Annotated in this window: 21 protein-coding genes and 2 tRNA genes; 11 read left to right on the plus strand and 12 right to left on the minus strand. The window is 64.9% G+C overall.

Features of this window, described 5'->3' with window-relative positions:
* Nucleotides 1-6: 6 nt before the first annotated feature.
* Genes WFP36_RS07400 through WFP36_RS07435 form a run of 8 tightly spaced genes read right to left on the minus strand, consistent with a single transcriptional unit; the run spans nucleotide 7 to nucleotide 5571 of the window.
* The gene (locus WFP36_RS07400; protein ID WP_336979273.1) at nucleotides 7-1062 is read right to left on the minus strand and encodes a glycerophosphodiester phosphodiesterase family protein; all 1056 of its coding nucleotides are present in this window, start codon (nucleotides 1060-1062) and stop codon (nucleotides 7-9) included.
* A gap of 19 nt (nucleotides 1063-1081) precedes the next feature.
* A complete protein-coding gene (locus WFP36_RS07405; RefSeq protein WP_336979275.1) occupies nucleotides 1082-1654 on the minus strand; it encodes a GNAT family N-acetyltransferase in 573 nt (190 codons plus the stop codon).
* An 11-nt stretch (nucleotides 1655-1665) separates the two neighbouring features.
* Nucleotides 1666-2589: a bifunctional riboflavin kinase/FAD synthetase gene (locus WFP36_RS07410; protein ID WP_336979277.1), complete on the minus strand. Its 924-nt coding sequence runs from the start codon at nucleotides 2587-2589 to the stop codon at nucleotides 1666-1668.
* Entirely contained in the window at nucleotides 2589-3074 is a 486-nt protein-coding gene (locus WFP36_RS07415; protein ID WP_336979279.1) for a dihydrofolate reductase, read from the minus strand. The genes WFP36_RS07410 and WFP36_RS07415 overlap by 1 nt, the downstream gene beginning before the upstream one ends.
* Nucleotides 3074-4138 carry a 5-(carboxyamino)imidazole ribonucleotide synthase gene (locus WFP36_RS07420; protein WP_336979281.1) on the minus strand — a complete coding sequence of 355 codons (1065 nt, stop codon included), beginning with the start codon at nucleotides 4136-4138 and terminating at the stop codon, nucleotides 3074-3076. Before WFP36_RS07420 ends, WFP36_RS07415 begins: the two co-directional genes overlap by 1 nt.
* Nucleotides 4139-4148: 10 nt before the next feature.
* A complete protein-coding gene (gene purE, locus WFP36_RS07425) occupies nucleotides 4149-4658 on the minus strand; it encodes a 5-(carboxyamino)imidazole ribonucleotide mutase (RefSeq protein ID WP_336979283.1) in 510 nt (169 codons plus the stop codon).
* Between the two features lies 1 nt (nucleotide 4659).
* Complete coding sequence (gene gpmA / locus WFP36_RS07430; RefSeq protein ID WP_336979285.1) at nucleotides 4660-5358, minus strand: 2,3-diphosphoglycerate-dependent phosphoglycerate mutase; 699 nt, start codon at nucleotides 5356-5358, stop codon at nucleotides 4660-4662.
* 39 nt (nucleotides 5359-5397) lie between these two features.
* Nucleotides 5398-5571, minus strand: a complete 174-nt coding sequence (locus WFP36_RS07435; RefSeq protein WP_336979287.1) for a hypothetical protein — start codon at nucleotides 5569-5571, stop codon at nucleotides 5398-5400.
* Nucleotides 5572-5684: 113 nt separating this feature from the next.
* On the opposite strand from WFP36_RS07435, the gene WFP36_RS07440 reads away from it, so the two are divergent.
* Nucleotides 5685-5759, plus strand: a tRNA-Thr gene (locus WFP36_RS07440).
* Between the two features lie 119 nt (nucleotides 5760-5878).
* On the opposite strand, the gene WFP36_RS07445 is transcribed toward WFP36_RS07440, so the two are convergent.
* Nucleotides 5879-6364: a PRC-barrel domain-containing protein gene (locus WFP36_RS07445; protein WP_336979289.1), complete on the minus strand. Its 486-nt coding sequence runs from the start codon at nucleotides 6362-6364 to the stop codon at nucleotides 5879-5881.
* A 55-nt stretch (nucleotides 6365-6419) separates the two neighbouring features.
* Nucleotides 6420-6710 carry a GNAT family N-acetyltransferase gene (locus WFP36_RS07450; protein WP_336979291.1) on the minus strand — a complete coding sequence of 97 codons (291 nt, stop codon included), beginning with the start codon at nucleotides 6708-6710 and terminating at the stop codon, nucleotides 6420-6422.
* Between the two features lie 65 nt (nucleotides 6711-6775).
* On the opposite strand from WFP36_RS07450, the gene WFP36_RS07455 reads away from it, so the two are divergent.
* Nucleotides 6776-7771 carry a threonine aldolase family protein gene (locus tag WFP36_RS07455; RefSeq protein WP_336979293.1) on the plus strand — a complete coding sequence of 332 codons (996 nt, stop codon included), beginning with the start codon at nucleotides 6776-6778 and terminating at the stop codon, nucleotides 7769-7771.
* Nucleotides 7768-8709, plus strand: coding sequence for a DMT family transporter (locus WFP36_RS07460; protein ID WP_336979296.1), 942 nt, complete (start codon nucleotides 7768-7770; stop codon nucleotides 8707-8709). The genes WFP36_RS07455 and WFP36_RS07460 overlap by 4 nt, the downstream gene beginning before the upstream one ends.
* On the opposite strand, the gene WFP36_RS07465 is transcribed toward WFP36_RS07460, so the two are convergent.
* Nucleotides 8619-9455: a Rossmann-fold NAD(P)-binding domain-containing protein gene (locus WFP36_RS07465; RefSeq protein WP_336979298.1), complete on the minus strand. Its 837-nt coding sequence runs from the start codon at nucleotides 9453-9455 to the stop codon at nucleotides 8619-8621. The genes WFP36_RS07460 and WFP36_RS07465 overlap by 91 nt on opposite strands.
* A 52-nt stretch (nucleotides 9456-9507) precedes the next feature.
* Between WFP36_RS07465 and pepN the strand changes: the two genes are divergently transcribed.
* The 8 genes from pepN to WFP36_RS07505 all read left to right on the plus strand — a co-directional run bounded on the left by pepN (nucleotide 9508) and on the right by WFP36_RS07505 (nucleotide 18293).
* Nucleotides 9508-12141, plus strand: a complete 2634-nt coding sequence (gene pepN, locus WFP36_RS07470) for an aminopeptidase N (RefSeq protein WP_336979300.1) — start codon at nucleotides 9508-9510, stop codon at nucleotides 12139-12141.
* A gap of 4 nt (nucleotides 12142-12145) precedes the next feature.
* Nucleotides 12146-12913, plus strand: a complete 768-nt coding sequence (gene pgeF / locus WFP36_RS07475) for a peptidoglycan editing factor PgeF (protein ID WP_336980028.1) — start codon at nucleotides 12146-12148, stop codon at nucleotides 12911-12913.
* A 209-nt stretch (nucleotides 12914-13122) separates the two neighbouring features.
* The gene (gene petA, locus WFP36_RS07480; protein ID WP_336979302.1) at nucleotides 13123-13698 is read left to right on the plus strand and encodes a ubiquinol-cytochrome c reductase iron-sulfur subunit; all 576 of its coding nucleotides are present in this window, start codon (nucleotides 13123-13125) and stop codon (nucleotides 13696-13698) included.
* A gap of 17 nt (nucleotides 13699-13715) precedes the next feature.
* Complete coding sequence (locus tag WFP36_RS07485) at nucleotides 13716-14999, plus strand: cytochrome b (protein ID WP_336979304.1); 1284 nt, start codon at nucleotides 13716-13718, stop codon at nucleotides 14997-14999.
* Nucleotides 15000-15026: 27 nt separating this feature from the next.
* Nucleotides 15027-15869 carry a cytochrome c1 gene (locus tag WFP36_RS07490; protein WP_336979306.1) on the plus strand — a complete coding sequence of 281 codons (843 nt, stop codon included), beginning with the start codon at nucleotides 15027-15029 and terminating at the stop codon, nucleotides 15867-15869.
* Between the two features lie 97 nt (nucleotides 15870-15966).
* On the plus strand, nucleotides 15967-16503 hold the full coding sequence (locus tag WFP36_RS07495) for an adenine phosphoribosyltransferase (protein WP_336979308.1): 537 nt from the start codon (nucleotides 15967-15969) through the stop codon (nucleotides 16501-16503).
* A gap of 110 nt (nucleotides 16504-16613) precedes the next feature.
* Nucleotides 16614-16687 (plus strand) — tRNA-Gly (locus WFP36_RS07500).
* Nucleotides 16688-16925: 238 nt separating this feature from the next.
* A complete protein-coding gene (locus WFP36_RS07505; protein WP_336979310.1) occupies nucleotides 16926-18293 on the plus strand; it encodes an O-antigen ligase family protein in 1368 nt (455 codons plus the stop codon).
* On the opposite strand, the gene WFP36_RS07510 is transcribed toward WFP36_RS07505, so the two are convergent.
* Nucleotides 18290-18571, minus strand: a complete 282-nt coding sequence (locus WFP36_RS07510; protein WP_336979312.1) for a DUF3817 domain-containing protein — start codon at nucleotides 18569-18571, stop codon at nucleotides 18290-18292. The genes WFP36_RS07505 and WFP36_RS07510 overlap by 4 nt on opposite strands.
* Nucleotides 18572-18584: the final 13 nt, after the last annotated feature.

Below are 18584 nucleotides of genomic sequence, written 5' to 3' on the forward strand. Positions count from 1 at the left end.
TAAAGACTATTGGGACTGCCTGCGTCTTTCGAGCCCCGCTTCGGCCCGCTCTATTTCATCGTCGCGTCTCTTATCCAGCGAGGGATGCAGGGCGGGGCCCACGGTCCACATGTCGTCGATCAGGATATGGCCGTTGAAAGTGGAGGGAATCTCGCCGATCTGTTCGGGCAGGGAAAGGCCGCCCAGCGGCGATCCATCGCGCGCGGGCGGGGCGATCATCATGTGCCCGCCCTGTGCCTCCATCCGCTGGATCAGGCGATTGGGCCAGCCCCACAGGAAGAGGCTGTTTTCCATCGTCACCAGCATGGTACCGCCGCGGCAGCTGTCGGGCAGGGCGCCGGTCCAGCCACCGAGCATATAGTCGCTCTGGCAGGCCTTCGCGCCTTCCACGCTGAAGGCCCAGGCATTGGGGAAATGTTCGGCAATGCGGCGGATGGCGGGGGTGTCGCCCGAAAAACCGTCGCGCGAATTGTCCACGTCGCGCAGCGATCCGCGCAGGGTGCGGGCCAGCTGGTCCACATCCGAGGGCGTGAAGCCGGTGAGGTTGAACAGGATCGGCGTATCGGGAAAACCCGCCAGCAATTCGTCCAGCGAAGGCATGGCGCCCACGCCCTTGCCGCGCAGTGGGAAGCTCTTGCCGCCATCGGCAGTGTAGCCATAGCCGATATCGAGCTGCTTCAGCTCGTCCATCGTCCGCTTGCGCACTTCGCCCTTGCCATCCGTCCGGCAATCGAGCGCTGTATCGCGGAACACGGCGAATTTGCCGTCCGCCGTGGGGACGAGGTCCACTGCCAGCATGCCTGCGCCAAGGCGCCGGGCCTGGGCGAGCGAGGGCAGGCTATTCTCGATGAACTCATGCACCGGCGGTTCGATTGCGGCAGCGCTGCAGCCGTTGGGGCCCGTGCCGGCGGCATATTGGCCGATGCCGCGATGGGCGACCTTCCACGGCGTGCCGCGCGGCGCGTCGGCCAGCCAGCTTGCATTGGTGAAGGTCAGCGCCACGAAGCCGAGCGCCAGCACCATCCCGGCCCCGGTGAGCCAGGCTTTTCGATTACCCCCCATGATTCCCCCCGAATCGCGATCAGGCGCCGCTGCGCCACGCCATCAGCTGCCGATAGGGCATGCTGCGGGTGAATTCATCCCAATGCGTGTACCAAATGGTAACATCGCCGCCCCAGGGCGGGCTCCAGTCCCGTTCGGGCTGCGAACCGAGCGCGGCAGCCGTCTTTTCGCTGCCCGCATTGCCTTTCAGGATGCAGTGCATGACCAGATCGTGCCCCAGCGCTTCCTTGCACCAGACCAGAGCGGCGGCGGCGCCTTCCACGGCATAGCCGCGGCGCTGATGTTCCGGGAAAATCGCCCAGCCCACTTCGAAACCGGGCCAGCCCGGCGGGGCGAAGGGGCCGAGGCGGCCGATAGTCTCGCCCGTTTCCTTCAGCGTGACCACCCAATTGCCGAAGCCTTCCAGCGACCAGCTGCCATTGATCATGGCCATGGAACGCCACGCCTCTTCGCGTGTCAGGCCGCGCCCCTCGCGCGAGATGGTGCGGGCGAATTCGTCCTTCGCCAGCGCTTCCATGAAGGGTTCGCGGTCGGACGGCCGAAAACCGCGCAGCAGCAGCCTTTCGGTTTCCACCACGGGAATATCGGCCATGGCCGGGGCTCTCAGGCCAGCAATTCGCGCGCGCGGTCGCAGTCGCGATTCATCTGCGCGATCAGTGCGTCGAGCGAATCGAACTTCGCCTCCGGCCGCAGGAAGTGGCGGAACTGCACTTCGATCTCGCGATCGTAGAGATCGGAGGAGAAATCGAAGAAATGCGGTTCGAGCAGTTCGATCGGCGGCTCGAATTGCGGGCGGATGCCGATATTGGCGGCGCCTTTCAGCTGCTCGCCCGTATCCAGCACGGTGCCGGTGATCGCATAGACGCCGAAACGCGGGCGCAGATAGGCGCCCAGTGCCATGTTGGCGGTGGGAAAGCCGATTTCCCGGCCGCGCTTGTCGCCATGCTGCACAGTGCCGCGCACGGCGAAGGGGCGGGTCAGCAGGCGAGTGGCCACGTCGCATTCCCCGGCCTTGAGCGAATCGCGGATGCGGCTGGAAGACACGACCATGCCGCTTTCCATCACTTCGGGCACGGCGCGCGCGGCGATGCCATGGGGCTTGCCCAGCGCGATCAGCGTTTCGCGATTGCCGTCGCGGCCCTTGCCGAAAGTGAAATCCTCACCCGTGACCACGCCGGCCGCGCCGATGCGCTTGGCCAGCAGGGTGCAGACGAAATCGTCGGCATGGGTGGTGGCGAGATCCTCGTCGAAATGGAACACCAGCATGGCATCCGCCCCGGCGGCGGTGAACATTTCCTCGCGCTGGTCCAGCGTCGTGAGGCGGAAGGGCGGCACATGCGGCGCGAAATGGCGGATGGGATGCGGGTCGAACGTGGCGATGATCGCCGGGCGGCCTTCGCTGCGTGCCCATTCCACCGCTTCCCTGACCACGGCCTGATGGCCCAGGTGGAAGCCGTCGAAATTGCCCAGCGCCACGATCGCGCCGCGCAGGTTTTCGGGGATCGGCTGGCGGTGGTCGAGGCGCATCAGGGGCGTTTCTCCAGTGTAACGAAGGCGTAGGGCGGCCAGCCATCGGCGGCGGGATGGTCTTCGCGCGCAATCTCGCGCCATTCGGGGCCGGGATAGGGCATGTGGACGTCGCCCTTCGTATCCTCGTGCACCTCGGTCAGTTCGAAGCGGGTGGCCAGGGGCTCGAACAGGGCGAAGATTTCCGCCCCGCCGATCACGGAAACATCGCCATCGCCCGCCAGCGCCAGCGCTTCCTCCACCGAATGCGCCACTTCCGCGCCCTCGGCCTGCCATGCGGCATCGCGGGTCAGCACGATATGGCGGCGGCCGGGCAGCAGGCCGGGCAGGCTTTCGAAAGTCTTGCGGCCCATTACCATCGGCGTACCCATGGTCAGCCGCTTGAACCGCCTGAGATCGGCGGAAATCTGCCAGGGAACCCGGCCATCGATGGCAATTGTCCCATCGCTCGCACGTGCAACGATGAATAAAATGTCGCGCGCCATCAGCGGATCACCTTCGTCACATGGCCCATCTTGCGGCCTTCGCGCGCCTCGCTCTTGCCGTACAGGTGCAGGTGGTTCGCCCCGTCCAGCAGGATGGGCAGCACGTCCAGTGCTTCGTCGCCGATCAGATTGTCCATCACCACCTGCGCGCCGGTGAGCGAGGTATCGCCCAGTGGCAGACCGCAGATCGCGCGGATGTGGTTTTCGAACTGGCTCGTCACCGCGCCTTCGATGGTCCAGTGCCCCGAATTGTGCACCCGGGGCGCCATTTCGTTGAATACCGGGCCGTCATCCGTGGCGAAGAATTCGCAGGAGAGCACGCCGACATAGCCAAGCTCTTCCGCCATGCGCGCGGCAAAGTGACGGGCTTCGGCCACTTGGGCCTGCACCGCAGGCGATCCCGGCACGGTCGAAGTGGCCAGGATGCCGCCGACATGGACGTTTTCGGCGCTATCCCAGAAGCGAATCTCGCCATCGAGGCCGCGCACCAGAATCACAGAGAATTCCGCGGCGAAAGTCACGAAGCCTTCCAGCACGCAGGCATGGCGGCCAATCTCCTGCCAAAGCTGTGCCGGGTCTTCTCCGCCGGAAAGGCGGATCTGGCCCTTGCCGTCATAGCCGAGGCGATTGGTCTTCAGGATCGAGGGCGTGCCGATCTCGGCAATTGCCGCCGCAAGCTGTTCTGGCGATTCGACCAGCGCGAAGGGCGCGGTTACCCCGCCGCAATCGCGTGCGAAATTCTTCTCGTTGCTGCGCGACTGGGCAATTTCCAGCACCTTCGGGCCGGGGCGCAGCGGGGCGATGTCCGCGATCATCGCCAGCGGGCCGGCGGCGACGTTTTCGAACTCGTAAGTGATGACGTCGCATTGCGCGGCGAAATCGGCCAGCGCCTGTGTGTCGTGCCAGTCGGCACGGGTCAGTCGGGCGGAAACCTCGCCCGCCACGCTTTCCGTCTCCGGCGCGTAGATATGGCAATTATAGCCGAGCTGGGCGGCCGAAACCGCCATCATGCGGCCGAGCTGGCCGCCGCCGAGAATGCCGATTGTGGCGCCGGGAAGAAGCATGGACCTCGCTCTAGTCGTCGGAAGGCTTTTCCGCCACCGATGCCGTATTGGCCGCGCGCCAGGCCTTCAGCCTGTCCGAAAGGGCGGGGTCAGACAAGGCGAGGATCGCGGCGGCATGAAGTCCGGCGTTGGTCGCGCCCGCTTCGCCAATGGCCAGTGTGCCCACGGGAATGCCTGCCGGCATCTGGACGATGGAAAGCAGGCTGTCTTGCCCGGACAGCGCCTTGGACTTCACCGGAACGCCCAGCACGGGCAGGTGAGTGAGCGAGGCGACCATGCCCGGCAGATGCGCCGCGCCGCCTGCACCCGCGATAATCACGTGGAAGCCCTGCGCTTCGGCCGACCGGGCAAAATCGAACATGCGTTCGGGCGTGCGATGGGCGGAAACGATTCGCGCATCGTAAGCGACACCCAGATCGTCGAGCACCTTGGCGGCGCATTGCATGGTCGGCCAGTCCGATTGGCTGCCCATGATGATCGCCACTTTCGGCGCCCCGCTCGGTGCAGTCGCTTCCCCCATCTTACCTGTCCTTCAGATAGTGCCGTTCGCCCGGCACCAGGGCATCGTCGAAATCATAGACGATGGGCTGGCCGGTCGGGATTTCGAGCCCGGTGATATCATCGTCGGAAATGCCCGACAGATGCTTCACCAGCGCGCGCAGCGAATTGCCATGTGCGGCGACGATCACTGTCTTGCCTGCGGAAAGCTCAGGCAGGATGGTGCTTTCGTAATAGGGCAGCACGCGGGCGATAGTGTCCTTCAGGCTTTCGGTCGCCGGCACGTCGATCCCGGCATAGCGCGGATCGGAAGCCAGGTCGAAAGGCCCGCCCGCATCCATCGGCGGGGGCGGCACGTCGAAGCTGCGACGCCAGATCTTCACCTGCTCGTCGCCATGCTTGGCGGCGGTCTCCGCCTTGTCGAGCCCGGTCAGCCCGCCATAGTGGCGCTCGTTCAGGCGCCAGTCCTTGGTTTCGGGAATCCACAGGCGGCCGCAATGGCGCAGCACGATATGCAGGGTGCGGATCGCGCGGGTCTGCAGCGAAGTGAAAGCGCGGGTGGGCAGCAGGCCCTTGGCGCCCAGCAATTCGCCCGCGGCGCGCGCTTCGGCGATTCCCTGATCGGTCAGGTCCACGTCCCACCAGCCGGTGAATCGGTTTTCCAGGTTCCACTGGCTCTGGCCATGACGGACTAGGATAAGGCTGGCGCGGGGGGTGGACACGGGCAATCTGCTCCTGCTCTCGGTCGGGAGCACGTCGCCCTAGCTTTTCGAAGCCTCTTTGGGAAGTGCGGCGTTTTCGCCCCGATCCGCGCTGCCGTCCTGCATTTCGCGCGTCTCCATCTCGCGGGACTGCGCCTTGCGGCGGCGCAGGTTTTCGCGGAGCTTGGCGGCAAGCCGTTCTTCTCGGGTAAGGGTGGCGGGATCGTCCTTCATTGCGAAAGGCATTGCCGCAGCCGGGCAGTGCTTGACAAGCCCTGCCGGCCCCGCCAATAGCGCGCCCCTGCCGGACAGGGCTTTTGCGCCTTGCCCCGCATATGAAATGGTTGGCTGCTGTAGCTCAGTGGTAGAGCGCATCCTTGGTAAGGCTGAGGTCGGGAGTTCAATCCTCCCCAGCAGCACCATTTCCCTACTTTCCTGAAAGAACTTCCGGAACGTGGCCCAAAAGCGAAGGGCCCCGGCTTGCGCCGAGGCCCCGGGGCCGGTGCGGATGCGTCGGGCCGCCCGGCCCGATTATGCGGCGTCAGTAGAAAACACCGTAATAACGATAGAGGCTGCTGCCATAGGCCGTGTCGAATGCGGGCGGCTCGTCGCCCGTGTAATAGGGCGCATCGCGCAGCTTTTCCTTGTCGATCGCCACGACATAGCCGTCCTTTTCGGTGTCGTAATCCAGCGCATCCCAGGGAATCGGGTGATAGCTTTCGCCCAGGCCCAGAAAGCCGCCGAAGCTCATCACGGCATATTTCACCTGCCCGCTGCGCTTGCCGATCATCAGGTGATTCACATGGCCAAGCCTGTCGCCATCGGTGGAATAGACCGCCGTGCCATCGACCTTGTCGGACGAGATGAGGTCATGGGTCTCGTCATCTTCCAGAGGGCGAGTGCCGGTGGAGCCGGTCGCGAAGGTGTCGTTGGTCATCTGGTTCATGTCGCATCTCTCCGTTGGGTTGGAGGCGATATGGCGGCGCGATGCATCCGCCTCGCCCATGAAGAACCAACGGGAGGCCATGCGACCTGTTCCGGCGCTCACCGCAGGCAGGGCGCGGACCGGCGAGGAATGGGCGTCAGGCGCGCAGATCGGCCCATTCAGGGTGCCGCTGGAACTGGGCGGCGACATAGGAACATTGCGGCACGATTCGGAAACCCTGCTCGCGCGCATCGGCGATCAGCGCTTTCACCAGTTCGCTCGCAATGCCGCGTCCGCCGATCTCCTTGGGCACGAGAGTATGATCGACCGTGCGGATATCGTCCTGCTGCACCCATGTCAGGCGGCCGATGAAGTGACTGTCCGCCGGATGGGCGCGATATTCGCCATGGTCGCCATGATCGATGCGGGTGATGGATAAGCCTTCCATGGGGATGCTCCTTCTGCCTTCGCGGGAATCTTGCACATGGCCCGGCCCGGGTCCATGGCGCTGCCATGCAGTTCCTCTCCGACAATGCGGCGCGCGTGCATCCGGCAGTGTGGGCGGCAATGCAGGCAGCCGATTCGGCGGACCGGCCCTATGACGGCGATGCCGTGTCACAGCGGATGGACGAGGCATTTTCGGCCCTGTTCGGGCGCGAGGTGGCGGCGATCTGGGTGGCCACCGGCACGGCGGCCAATTGCCTTGCGCTCACTACCATGGTGCAGCCCCATGGCGGCGTGATCTGCCACCGCGAGGCCCATATCGAAATGGACGAGTGCGGCGCACCGGGCTTTTTCCTCCATGGCGCCAAGCTGCTGCTGGCCGATGGGGAAGGGGCGAAGCTGACGCCGGAAAGCATCGGCGCGGTGCTGGCGGGCATTACGCGCGGCGTGCATCAGGTGCCGGCGCAGGCGATCTCGATCACGCAGGCGAGCGAATATGGCCGGGCCTATTGTCCGGATGAACTGGCGGCGATCGGCGCGCTGGCGAAGAGCCACGACCTTGGCCTGCATATGGACGGCGCACGCTTTGCCAATGCCACCGCTTTCCTTGGCTGCTCGCCGTCCGAATCGGCCGGGCCGGTCGACGCGCTGAGCTTCGGCTGCGTGAAGAATGGCGGGATGGATGCCGAGGCAGTGGTGTTCTTCGATCCTGCTCAGGCCGACCTTGCCCGCTGGCGGCGCAAGCGGGCCGGGCATTTGCAGTCCAAGGGTCGTTACCTGGCGGCACAAGTGCTCGCGCTGGTCGAAAAAGGCCTGTGGCTGGAAAATGCCCGCGCGGCCAATGCGGCGGCGCTGGAAGTGGCGAGCGGCGCGCTGGATCGCCTGCTCCATCCGGTGGAGGCGAACGAGGTGTTCCTGCGCATGGACGGCGCGGAACGCGCGGCCCTGCGGGCGCAGGGCTTCGCTTTCTATGACTGGGACGATGCCTCCGTCCGTATGGTCACGGCGTGGGATACGAAGGCTGAACACGCAGGCGCGCTGGCAAAGGCGATTGCCGCCCTATGAGCGAGACGCCTGCCGACGGCGCCGCCCAACCCCTGCTGCGGCCCGCCATCGTCATTCCCTTCACGCTGACCGCCCTGATCTGGGGCGCGACGTGGTTTGCGATCAAGGATCAGCTCCACGCCGCGCCGCCCAGCTGGTCGGTCACCTGGCGTTTCATCGTCGCGGCCATCGGCATGGGTGTGCTGGTGCTGGCGCGCGGGCAGAGTTTCCGCCTGAGCCGCGGAGGGCACGTTGTGGCCGCCCTATTCGGGCTCACTCAGTTCTGCCTCAATTTCAACCTGCTCTACCGGGCCGAGGCCTATCTCACATCGGGCATCGTCGCGGTGATGTTCGCCATGCTGATGCTGCCCAATGCGCTGCTGGGGCGGGTCTTCCTGGGGATCAGGGTGACGGCCCGCTTCGTTGTGGGAACGCTGGTGGCGCTGGCGGGGATCGGCCTGTTGCTGCTGCACGAAGCGCAGGTGGCGTCACTGGCCGGCGGGCTGGCGCGCGGCGGGGTCGTCACCGGTATCGTGCTGGCCTGTGCGTCGATTCTCGCGGCGTCGGCGGCCAATGTGATGCAGGCCGGGCAGACGGCCCGGCGGCAACCGATTCTCGCCATGCTGTTCTGGGCGCTGCTGTGGGGCGCCGTGGGCGATTTCTGCATTGCCTGGGTGCTCGCAGGCCCGCCTGTGCTGCCGCTGGATGCGCGCTATCTCGCCGGGGTGCTCTATCTGGGAATCATGGGGTCGGTCGTGACCTTCCCGCTCTATTTCACCCTGATCCGCGAGCTTGGGCCGGGCCGCGCGGCCTATAATGGCGTGGTGGTGCCGATTGTCGCCATGCTGATCTCGACTCTGGCGGAAGGCTATCGCTGGTCGCTGCTTTCGGCTGCCGGGGCGGTGCTGGCGCTGCTGGGCATGGTGCTGGCGTTGAGGGCGCGCAGCCCTTCGCGATAAGTGGGGTATGCGGGCTTCCAGCCAAGCACGCGCTTGGCCTTGCCATTCGCGATGCGGCGGTTTTCCGTGTAGAAGGCCAGCGCCTGCTCGCTCAACCCGGCATCTTCCAGCGCAACCAGCGGCGGCAGGGGCGCGCCCAGCAGGCGGCAGGCTTCCTCGATCACCTCGTTCTGCGAACAGGGATAATCGTCGGCCAGATTATAGGCTCCGGCTGGCGCGTTCACGGCCTTCACCACGCCGCTGGCAATGTCTGTCACATGCACCCGGCTGAACATCTGCCCCGGTACGTCGATCCGCCGCGCCTTGCCTTCGCGCACCCGGTCCAGCGCGCTGCGGCCCGGTCCGTAGATACCGGGCAGGCGGAACACATGCGCGCCCAGTTCCAGCCAGCGCGTATCGATTGCGGCCCGCGCCGTGCGCCTGCCGCCGCCGGTCGGCGCGCCCTCGTCGATCCAGGCCCCGCCAGTGTCGCCATAGACGCCGGTGGAAGAGAGATAGCCAAGCCAGCGGCCTGCCAGCGCCGGGCCATAGCGTTGCAGCACCGGGTCCAGCCCGCTCTCGGGATCGGGTGGGACGGAAGAAATCACATGGCTGGCCAGATCCAGCGCCTCGTGCACGCCGTGCTCGTCATCGAAGGCGATATTGCCGCTTCTGCCCGTTGCATCGACCTGCCAGCCCTGCGCCCGCAGGTCTCTGGCGATGAAGCCGGCCGTGTAACCAAGGCCGAAGATCAGGAAATGGGCCATGCCGCCAATCTAGCCATTGGATGCGGCCTGCAAAGCACTTAAGTGAAAAAGCATGGATATCGTGACCAATCCCGAGATGGCCGACGCGGCCGAGACGCCCCATGCCCCGATCATCGTCATGCGCGAAGAATACCGCCCGCCCGCATGGCTGGTGCCCGAAGTGTCGCTCGATTTCTCGCTTGGGCTTGAGAAGACGCGGGTCCGCGCCACGCTGAAAGTGGCGGCCAATCCCGAGGCGGCAAAGGATGGAACGATCCGCCTCAATGGCGACGGCCTCTCTCCGCTGGAAGTGCTTGTGGATGGCGAGGCAGTGAATAGCTGGCGGCTCGAACGCGGCGATCTGCTGATCGCGCTGCCGGGCGAGGCGCACTCGCTGGAAATCGTCACCGAGATCGATCCCGCGCAGAACACTCAGCTGATGGGCCTCTATGCCTCCAACGGCATGCTGTGCACCCAGTGCGAGGCGGAAGGCTTCCGCCGCATCACCTTTTTCCCCGACCGCCCCGACGTGCTGAGCACCTATCGCGTGCGCATGGCGGGCGACAAGGCGGCTTTCCCCGTGCTGCTTTCCAACGGCAACCGCGAAGCCGCTGGCGAGAATGCGGACGGCAGTCATTGGGCCGAATGGCACGATCCGTGGCCCAAGCCCTGCTATCTCTTCGCGCTGGTGGCGGGCGATCTAGTCGCCAATCGCGGCAGCTTCACCACTATGAGCGGACGCGCAGTCGAATTGAACATCTGGGTGCGCCCCGGCGATCTCGACCGGACGGACCATGCCATGCGCTCCCTCATCAAGAGCATGGAGTGGGACGAGCAGGTCTTCGGCCGCGAATATGATCTGGACCTGTTCAACATCGTCGCCGTCAGCGATTTCAACATGGGGGCGATGGAGAACAAGGGGCTCAACGTCTTCAACACCCGCTATGTGCTGGCGGACCCGGAAACCGCGACCGATGCCGATTATGACGGCATCGAAAGCGTGATCGCCCATGAGTATTTCCATAATTGGTCGGGCAACCGCGTCACCTGCCGCGACTGGTTCCAGCTCTCATTGAAAGAGGGCTTCACCGTGCTGCGCGACCAACTGTTCAGCCAGGACATGGGGTCCGAGGCCGTCAAGCGGATCGAGGATGTGCGCGTGCTGCGCGCGGCGCAGTTCCCCGAGGATTCGGGCCCGCTCGCCCATCCGATCCGGCCGGATTCCTATCAGGAAATCTCCAATTTCTACACCGCGACCGTCTACAACAAGGGCGCGGAAGTGATCCGCATGATGCGCACCATGGCCGGCCCGGAGCGGTTCCGGCAGGGCAGCGACCTCTATTTCGACCGCCACGATGGCGAGGCCGCGACCTGCGAGGATTTCGTCAAGGCGATCGAGGAAGGCGCCGGGCTGGACCTCGCGCAGTTCCGCCTGTGGTATTCGCAGGCAGGTACGCCCAAGGTGACCGTGCGGCTGGACCATGCGGGCGATACCGCCACGCTGCATCTGAGCCAGATCGTGCCCGCGACTCCGGGTCAGAAGGTGAAGCAGCCCATGGTGATCCCGCTGCGGCTGGCCCTGTTCGACCGGGCAAGTGGCACGCATCGGGGCGAGGAACTGATTGTGCTGAAGGATGCGGAAGCGCGCTTTGCCTTCAGCGGCTTCAGCGAAGCTCCCGTGCTTTCGATCAATCGCGGCTTTTCCGCCCCGGTCTCGATCGAGCGCGAGATGAGCCATGACGATCTCGTCTTCCTTGCCGCGAAGGATGACGATCCCTTCGCCCGCTATGAAGCGATGCAGGAACTCACCGTGGGCCATCTCACGGCGGCTCTGGGCGGCACGCTGGACGATTCCTCGCGCGCTGCCGGCCGCGCGGCGATTGCCACGGCATTGCGGGCGGTGCTGACCGATTCCGCGCTCGACGATCTGATGCGCGGCGAACTGATGTTGCTGCCCAGCCAGACCTATCTTGCCGAACAGATGCTGGTTTCCGATCCCGCCGCTGTCCATGGCGAGCGCGAGGGGCTTAAGGCCTGGCTCGGCGCGCAGCTGGAAGAGGAATTCACTGCCCTCCACGCCCGCGCCTCCGCCGTGCCCTATAGTCTGGAAGCGGAAGCGCGCGGCGCACGCAAGGTGAAGACGCAGGCCCTGGTCTATCTCGCCTCCGCTGTGCCGGAAAAGGCGGCGGAACTGGCCGCTGCCCAGTACCGCGCGGCCGATAATATGACCGACCGTCAGGGCGCTCTGATGGTTCTGGCCGGGCTGGATACGCCTTTGAGGGAAGAATTGCTGGCCGATTTCCACGCCCGCTATGAAGGCAATGCGCTGGTGATCGACAAATGGTTCTCGCTCCAGGCGCAGTCGCTCCACCCGCAGGCGCTGGAACATGTGAAGGCGCTGGCGCTGCACGAGGACTTCACGCTCAAGAACCCCAACCGGGTGCGCTCGCTCTACATGGGCTTCGCGGTGAACCCGCATGCCTTCCACGCGGCCGATGGCGAAGGCTATCGGATGATTGCGGATCTGATTCTCGCGCTCGATCCGCTCAACGCGCAGACGGCGGCCCGCTTCGTCCCGCCGCTGGGCCGCTGGCGCCGGATCGAACCGAAGCGGGCGGAAATGATGCGCGCAGAGCTGGAGCGGATTGCGGCGGCGCCGAATCTTTCGGCCGACACGTATGAGCAGGTGACCAAGAGCCTTGGCTGATTCTCTGTCCGAAGCCGTCGAAGTGAATTGCGCCGCCTTGCTGGAAGGCGTGCCGCACGGTTTCCTCGGGCGCCGTGGCGGAATTTCGACCGGGCTCGTCGCCGGGCTCAATGTCGGCTTCGGCGCGGGCGACGATCCGGCCGCCGTGGCGGAGAATCGCCGCCGCGCGGGCGAGGCAGTGCTGCCCGGCGCGCCGCTTGTGGCGGTCCATCAGGTTCATTCGGCGATCTGCGTCACGGTGGAAGAACCGTGGAGCGACGATCATCGTCCCACCGCCGATGCTCTGGTGACGGCAAGGCCCGGCACGCTGCTGGGCATTGTGACTGCCGATTGCGCGCCGATTCTGTTCGCGGATCGTCATGCGGGGGTGGTCGGCGCGGCCCATGCCGGCTGGCGCGGCGCCCATGGCGGCGTCGCCGAAGCGACAGTGGAGGCCATGGAGGCGCTGGGCGCCCGGCGGGATCGCATCGTGGCCGCGATCGGCCCCTGCATCGCGCAGCCGAGTTATGAAGTGGGCGAGGATTTCCGCGGCAATTTCACACCGGAAGATGCGCGCTTCTTCGCACAAGGCAGGCCGGGGCATTTCCAGTTCGACCTCGAATCCTATGTCGCCGCACGCCTTGAAGTCGCCGGTATCGCCGCAGTGGAGGGCCTGGGCCTCGACACCTATAGGCAGGAGGATCGCTTCTTCTCCTTCCGCCGCTCGACCCATCGGGCGGAGCCCAATTACGGGCGCCAATTCTCGCTGATCGGCCTGCCTTTTCCCCTCTAGCTGCAAGAGGGTCGCAAAACCGCCAAAATGCCTGTTGGCATAGGGGCGCCTCTCGTCTATCAGCCCGCCCAAGTCGGCATTGGCAGCAGGCGCTAGACCTGTGTTCTATGCTTGCGGCGGGGGCTTCCTGAACGCGCGACTTTTGTTGGTTTTCCCGGCTTTGCCGGCGGAAGGGTCCGCCGGTACGGCCGACAGGCAAGGCAAGGTTGATGGCAGATACGACTGGCACCGCAGACCCGGCAACGATCGCCGGGACGGAAGGTGAAGGCATCCGGCGCCGGGACTTCATCAATATCGCGGCAGTCGGTGCCGCTGGCGTCGGCGGCATTGCGACGCTCGTTCCCCTGATCAGCCAGATGGCTCCGTCGAAGGACGTGCTGGCCGAGAGTTCGACCGAGGTCGATCTCAGCGCGATCCAGCCGGGTCAGGCGATCAAGGCGATTTTCCGCAAGCAGCCGCTTTTCATCCGTAATCTCACGGCGAAGGAAATCGCAGAGGCGAACGCGGTCGACGCGGCCAGCCTGCGCGATCCCCAGACGCTGGATGAGCGTACCAAGCCGGGCAAGGAAAACTGGCTCATCACCATGGGTGTCTGCACCCACCTCGGTTGCGTGCCGCTGGGCGCCGCCGAAGGCGAGGTGAAGGGCGAGTTCGGCGGTTACTTCTGCCCCTGCCACGGTTCGCACTACGATACCGCGGCTCGCATCCGCAAAGGTCCGGCTCCCAAGAATCTGGAAGTGCCGGAATATGAATTCACCTCCGACACTGTCGTGAAGATCGGCTGAGGCGAAAGAGAGAGATCATGAGCTTTCCCTGGGCAAACCATTACACCCCGTCGCATCCCGTGATGAAGTGGATGGACGAGAAGCTGCCTCTGCCGCGTCTCGTCTATAATGCGGTCGGCGCCGGCTATCCGGTTCCGCGCAACCTCAACTACATGTGGAATTTCGGCGTCCTCGCCGGCTTCTGCCTCATGCTGCAGATCGTCACGGGCGTGATCCTGGCGATGCATTATGCAGCCAATGCGGGCGTCGCCTTCGCCTCGACCGAGCACATCATGCGCGACGTCAACTGGGGCTGGATGCTGCGTTATGCGCACGCCAACGGGGCTTCGGCCTTCTTCGTGGTCGTCTATCTCCACATCTTCCGCGGTTTCTATTTCGGCTCCTACAAGGCGCCGCGCGAAATGATCTGGCTGCTGGGCGTCGTGATCTTCCTGCTGATGATGGCCACCGCCTTCATGGGCTATGTGCTTCCCTGGGGCCAGATGAGCTTCTGGGGTGCCAAGGTGATCACCGGCCTGTTCGGCGCGATCCCGGTCATCGGCGAACCGCTGCAGACCTGGCTGCTGGGTGGCTTTGCTCCCGATAACGCCGCGCTGAACCGCTTCTTCTCGCTGCACTTCCTGCTGCCCTTCGTGATCGCGGGCGTCGTGATCCTGCACATCTGGGCACTGCACATCCCGGGTTCGTCGAACCCCACGGGCGTGGAAGTGAAGACCGAGAGCGATACCGTGCCCTTCCACCCGTATTACACGGCGAAGGACGGTTTCGGGCTGGGCGTGTTCCTGGTGATCTACTGCGCCTTCCTGTTCTTCATGCCGAACCAGCTGGGCCACCCGGATAATTACATTCCGGCGAACCCGCTCTCCACGCCGGCGCACATCGTGCCCGAATGGTACTTCTGGCCGTTCTACGCGATCCTGCGCGCCTTCACTTTCGACATCTTCTTCATTCCTGCGAAGCTGATGGGCGTGCTGGCGATGTTCGCGGCGATCCTGGTGTGGTTCTTCCTGCCCTGGCTGGACAACTCGCCGGTGCGCTCGGGCCACTATCGCCCGATGTTCAAGAAGTTCTTCTGGTTCGGTCTGATCCCGACGATGGCCGTCCTGTTCTATTGCGGCGGCGCTCCGGCTGCAGAGCCCTACGTGATGCTCAGCCAGATCGCCACGGCCTATTACTTCCTCCACTTCCTCGTCGTTCTTCCGCTTGTCGCGCTGATGGAAAAGCCCAAGCCGCTGCCCTTCTCGATCACCGAGGCGGTGCTCGGTTCGGATGACGAAGCGAAGCTGGCGGCGAAGAGCTAAGCGAACAGTCCCGAGGGAAAACGACACATGAACCGCCTCATAGCATCCGTCGCCGTCGGCCTGTTCTTCGTGCTGTCCGCGCTCGCTGCCTTTGTCAGCGGCGCCTACACCGCGATTACCGAGCCGGCCGCGCCGACCGCCGAACACGAGTTCCACAAGACGCCCAAGGAACTGCACCTTGCCAGCGACGGCCCCTTCGGCCGTTTCGACAAGCAGCAGCTCCAGCGCGGCTTCCAGGTCTACAGCGAAGTCTGTTCGGCCTGCCACTCGATGAAATATGTCGCGTTCCGCGATCTTGAGCAGCTCGGTTATACCGAAGCCGAAGTGAAGGCGATTGCCGCCAGCAAGCAGGTGCCGGGCGTCGACCCGAACACCGGCGAGGCGAATAGCCGTCCGGGCCTGCCGACGGACTTCTTCCCGTCGCCCTATCCGAACGACATCGCGGCGCGTGCGGCCAATAACAATGCGGTTCCGCCGGATCTTTCGCTGATGACCAAGGCCCGTCATGACGGTGCGGCCTATGTCTATTCGCTGCTGACCGGTTATGCGAACCAGCCTGCGGAACTGATCAAGAAGTTCCCGGATTCGAAGACGCCGAACGGCCTGCACTACAATCCGTACTTCGCGAATTTGAACCTCGCGATGGCTCCGCCGCTCACCGACGGTCAGGTTACCTTTGCCGATGGTTCGCCCAACACGGTCGATGCCATGGCCAAGGACGTGGCGGCCTTCCTTACCTGGACGGCCGAACCGACCCTCGACAAGCGCAAGCAGACGGGTTGGCCGGTTCTGGGCTTCCTGATCTTTGCTACCGTGCTGTCCTATCTCGCCTACCGGAACATCTGGGCTGAGAAGAAAGCCAAGCACTGAGACCGGTTCGCTGGAATTGAATATCCGAACGCCCCTCCATCCCCGGATGCGAGGGGCGTTCTGTTTCTGAAGCCCGCTTCGGGAAAAGGGGAGCCGTATGACGACCGATGAACTCAAGTCGCTGATTCGTACGGTGCCTGACTTCCCGAAGGAAGGCATTCTGTTCCGCGACATCACCACCCTGCTGGCTGACGGCAAGGGCCTGACGGCAGCGGTGGAGCATATTGCCAGGCGGGCAAACGCAGTCGGCGCGGGCGCGATTGCCGGGCTCGAGGCGCGCGGCTTCATCTTCGGGGCGGCCGTTGCCTCGCTGCTGATGCTGGGCTTCGTGCCCGTGCGAAAAGCCGGCAAGCTGCCGGTCCCGACCCTCGGGATCGATTATGCGCTCGAATATGGCGAAGCGCGGCTCGAGATCGATCCCACGCTTATCCAGCCCGGCGAGCGGGTGATCATCGTGGACGATCTGATCGCCACAGGCGGCACGGCTCTGGCCGCGGCAAAGCTCCTGCGGCAGGCAGGGGCGATAGTGGACCGCGCCCTGTTCGTGATCGACCTGCCGGACCTCGGCGGTGCGGAGGTGCTGCGTGCCAATGGCATCGAGGTCGAGGCACTGATGCAGTTCGAAGGCCACTGATCGCGGCAGGCCCACATCCAGCCCCACGTCCAGCCAGAATGCCGCCAGTCCGAAACGCCGCTATTGACGGACCATGCCCGGCAATGGCAGTGCAGCGCCCTCTGGAACGGGCGGGTATAGCTTAGTGGTAAAGCCCTAGCCTTCCAAGCTAGTTAGGCGGGTTCGATTCCCGCTACCCGCTCCAGCCTTCCCAATCCTGTCGCAGTTGCGCTGGTTGAACCGGTGGGTTCGATTGTCCTGCCCAAAGCCGTTCAGTTGCGCTTCCCTGCAATCTGTTCCTCCTCCCACCAAGCCGACGCAGCACCTGTGGCCTGACCGATGAATCGCCTCGCCGCGAAAACCCGCTCGCCGCGTTGACGCCCTGTTAGGGCCGACTATGCCTTGATGGCTGACGTCTCCAAGCAATCATGGGGTGCGATGCTTTGACGCGGCTTTTTCCGGCTTTCGATCCCTCCCGGCGCCACGCCGCACTGGCAACGGCCCTGCTGATCCTGGCGATCCTGCTGGGGGGCGGAGGCACGCCGAGCCCGCTGCCGGAGCTCTGGCTTGAACTGCTCGCCGCGCTCGCCATGCTCGCATGGCTCTGGCTGCCAGGCCCAATCCGCCTGCCTGCCGATCCGGCCCTGTGGATCGTTGCCGGCCTTGCACTGGCGGTACCGGCGATTCAGCTGGTGCCGCTTCCGCCGGATGTGTGGCAGGCATTACCGGGCCGGGAGGCTCAGGCTGCGGCACTTGCCCTGGTTGGGGAGAAAGACAGCTGGCGCCCGCTCTCCATGTCGCCGCCACGCACGCTGGCCAGCTTGCTCTCCTTCATCCCGCCGCTTACGCTCATGCTGATGGCCGGCGCGCTTCAGCGCCATGAACGGCATCGCCTGCTGGGCGCCATCCTTGCCATGGCGGTTGCCTCTGCGGTCATCGGAGCGTTCCAGCTCAACGCCGGGGGCCAGGCGTTCCGCTTCTACGCTTCCAGCCACGCCACCCTTGTGGGCTTCCAGGCCAATCGCAATGCCACGGCCGATGTCCTGCTGATCGGGCTGCTTGCGCTGGCCGCATTCGCAGCCGGGAAGCGATCACCGCGGGAACCGCATGGCGCCGCCGCAAAGGGGCGGGACGGGTGGTGGCAGATCGGCCTTGCCCTTCTGCTGACGCTGGCCTGCGTCCTCACAGCCTCGCGTACGGGCGTGGCCCTTATCCTGCCTGCCGCGATTGCGGCCTGGGCTATCCTTGCGCTCGATCCGCGCAAGAAATGGAACAGGGCGCTGCCCGCCCTTGCTGCCGGCGCATTGGCGATCGTGGCGGCCGGACTTTTCCTGCTGGGGCGCAACACCGTGCTGCAGCGCGTCGCCGGGCGGTTCGACACGATTGCGGGCGATGGGCGGGAAGGCCTGTGGCGCGATACGCTATATGCCATCGGCCAATATTGGCCGTTCGGCTCCGGTACCGGAACCTTCGTGCCCACGTTTATCGCGCTCGAGCCGCTCGAGGCAGTCGATATGGGCATGCCCAACCGGGCGCATAACGACTATCTCGAACTGGCGCTCGAGGCCGGTGTCTTCGGCATCGCGGCGCTTGCAGCAATCGCGCTGCTGATCCTGTTCATGGCGATACGCAGCTGGCGCAGAGAACGCGATGGCCGCGTGCAGATCGCCTTCGGGCTGGCGGCGCTGGCGATTATCGCCGCGCATTCCCTTGTCGACTATCCGCTGCGATCCATGTCGCTAGCCTGCCTTGCCGCAGTGGCGGTTGCGATGCTGGCGAAGCCGCCCCGATCTCCGGAAGACCGGGCCTAGCGTTCGAGGCGCTTCAGGAACCCGTCATTGAGGAAGGTGCCGAAGGGGAACAAGGCGGCCACGAATGTGCGCAGCCAGCCCAGAATGCCGGCTTTCCTGCCCCACAGGCCGGGCCCCATCGCCACGATATAGGTGATGAACAGCACCCCATGCGCCCAGCCGACCGGCCGGATCAGTCCGGGCTGGTCGAAGAGATATTTGAGCGGCATCGCCACCAGGAACAGCAGAAGGGTACTGACGCCTTCGGCAAGCGCCACTTTGCGGAACAGTTGAAGCAAGTGGAGGGCCTTT

Origin of the sequence: Fulverythrobacter fulvus (assembly GCF_037154085.1) — a bacterium.
GTDB classification, from domain to species: Bacteria; Pseudomonadota; Alphaproteobacteria; order Sphingomonadales; family Sphingomonadaceae; genus Andeanibacterium; species Andeanibacterium fulvum.

What these genes read in the sequence shown, in the direction of transcription:
- WFP36_RS07450 (WP_336979291.1), bottom strand. Translation starts at nt 6,710, where the DNA reads ATGGAAGGCTTATCCATCACCCGCATCGATCATGGCGACCATGGCGAA.
- WFP36_RS07410 (WP_336979277.1), bottom strand. Translation starts at nt 2,589, where the DNA reads ATGCGCCTCGACCACCGCCAGCCGATCCCCGAAAACCTGCGCGGCGCG.
- WFP36_RS07400 (WP_336979273.1), bottom strand. Translation starts at nt 1,062, where the DNA reads ATGGGGGGTAATCGAAAAGCCTGGCTCACCGGGGCCGGGATGGTGCTG.
- pepN (WP_336979300.1), top strand. Translation starts at nt 9,508, where the DNA reads ATGGATATCGTGACCAATCCCGAGATGGCCGACGCGGCCGAGACGCCC.
- WFP36_RS07415 (WP_336979279.1), bottom strand. Translation starts at nt 3,074, where the DNA reads ATGGCGCGCGACATTTTATTCATCGTTGCACGTGCGAGCGATGGGACA.
- petA (WP_336979302.1), top strand. Translation starts at nt 13,123, where the DNA reads ATGGCAGATACGACTGGCACCGCAGACCCGGCAACGATCGCCGGGACG.
- WFP36_RS07495 (WP_336979308.1), top strand. Translation starts at nt 15,967, where the DNA reads ATGACGACCGATGAACTCAAGTCGCTGATTCGTACGGTGCCTGACTTC.
- WFP36_RS07460 (WP_336979296.1), top strand. Translation starts at nt 7,768, where the DNA reads ATGAGCGAGACGCCTGCCGACGGCGCCGCCCAACCCCTGCTGCGGCCC.
- WFP36_RS07445 (WP_336979289.1), bottom strand. Translation starts at nt 6,364, where the DNA reads ATGGCCTCCCGTTGGTTCTTCATGGGCGAGGCGGATGCATCGCGCCGC.
- WFP36_RS07405 (WP_336979275.1), bottom strand. Translation starts at nt 1,654, where the DNA reads ATGGCCGATATTCCCGTGGTGGAAACCGAAAGGCTGCTGCTGCGCGGT.
- WFP36_RS07435 (WP_336979287.1), bottom strand. Translation starts at nt 5,571, where the DNA reads ATGAAGGACGATCCCGCCACCCTTACCCGAGAAGAACGGCTTGCCGCC.
- WFP36_RS07490 (WP_336979306.1), top strand. Translation starts at nt 15,027, where the DNA reads ATGAACCGCCTCATAGCATCCGTCGCCGTCGGCCTGTTCTTCGTGCTG.
- purE (WP_336979283.1), bottom strand. Translation starts at nt 4,658, where the DNA reads ATGGGGGAAGCGACTGCACCGAGCGGGGCGCCGAAAGTGGCGATCATC.
- WFP36_RS07485 (WP_336979304.1), top strand. Translation starts at nt 13,716, where the DNA reads ATGAGCTTTCCCTGGGCAAACCATTACACCCCGTCGCATCCCGTGATG.
- WFP36_RS07455 (WP_336979293.1), top strand. Translation starts at nt 6,776, where the DNA reads ATGCAGTTCCTCTCCGACAATGCGGCGCGCGTGCATCCGGCAGTGTGG.
- WFP36_RS07465 (WP_336979298.1), bottom strand. Translation starts at nt 9,455, where the DNA reads ATGGCCCATTTCCTGATCTTCGGCCTTGGTTACACGGCCGGCTTCATC.
- WFP36_RS07420 (WP_336979281.1), bottom strand. Translation starts at nt 4,138, where the DNA reads ATGCTTCTTCCCGGCGCCACAATCGGCATTCTCGGCGGCGGCCAGCTC.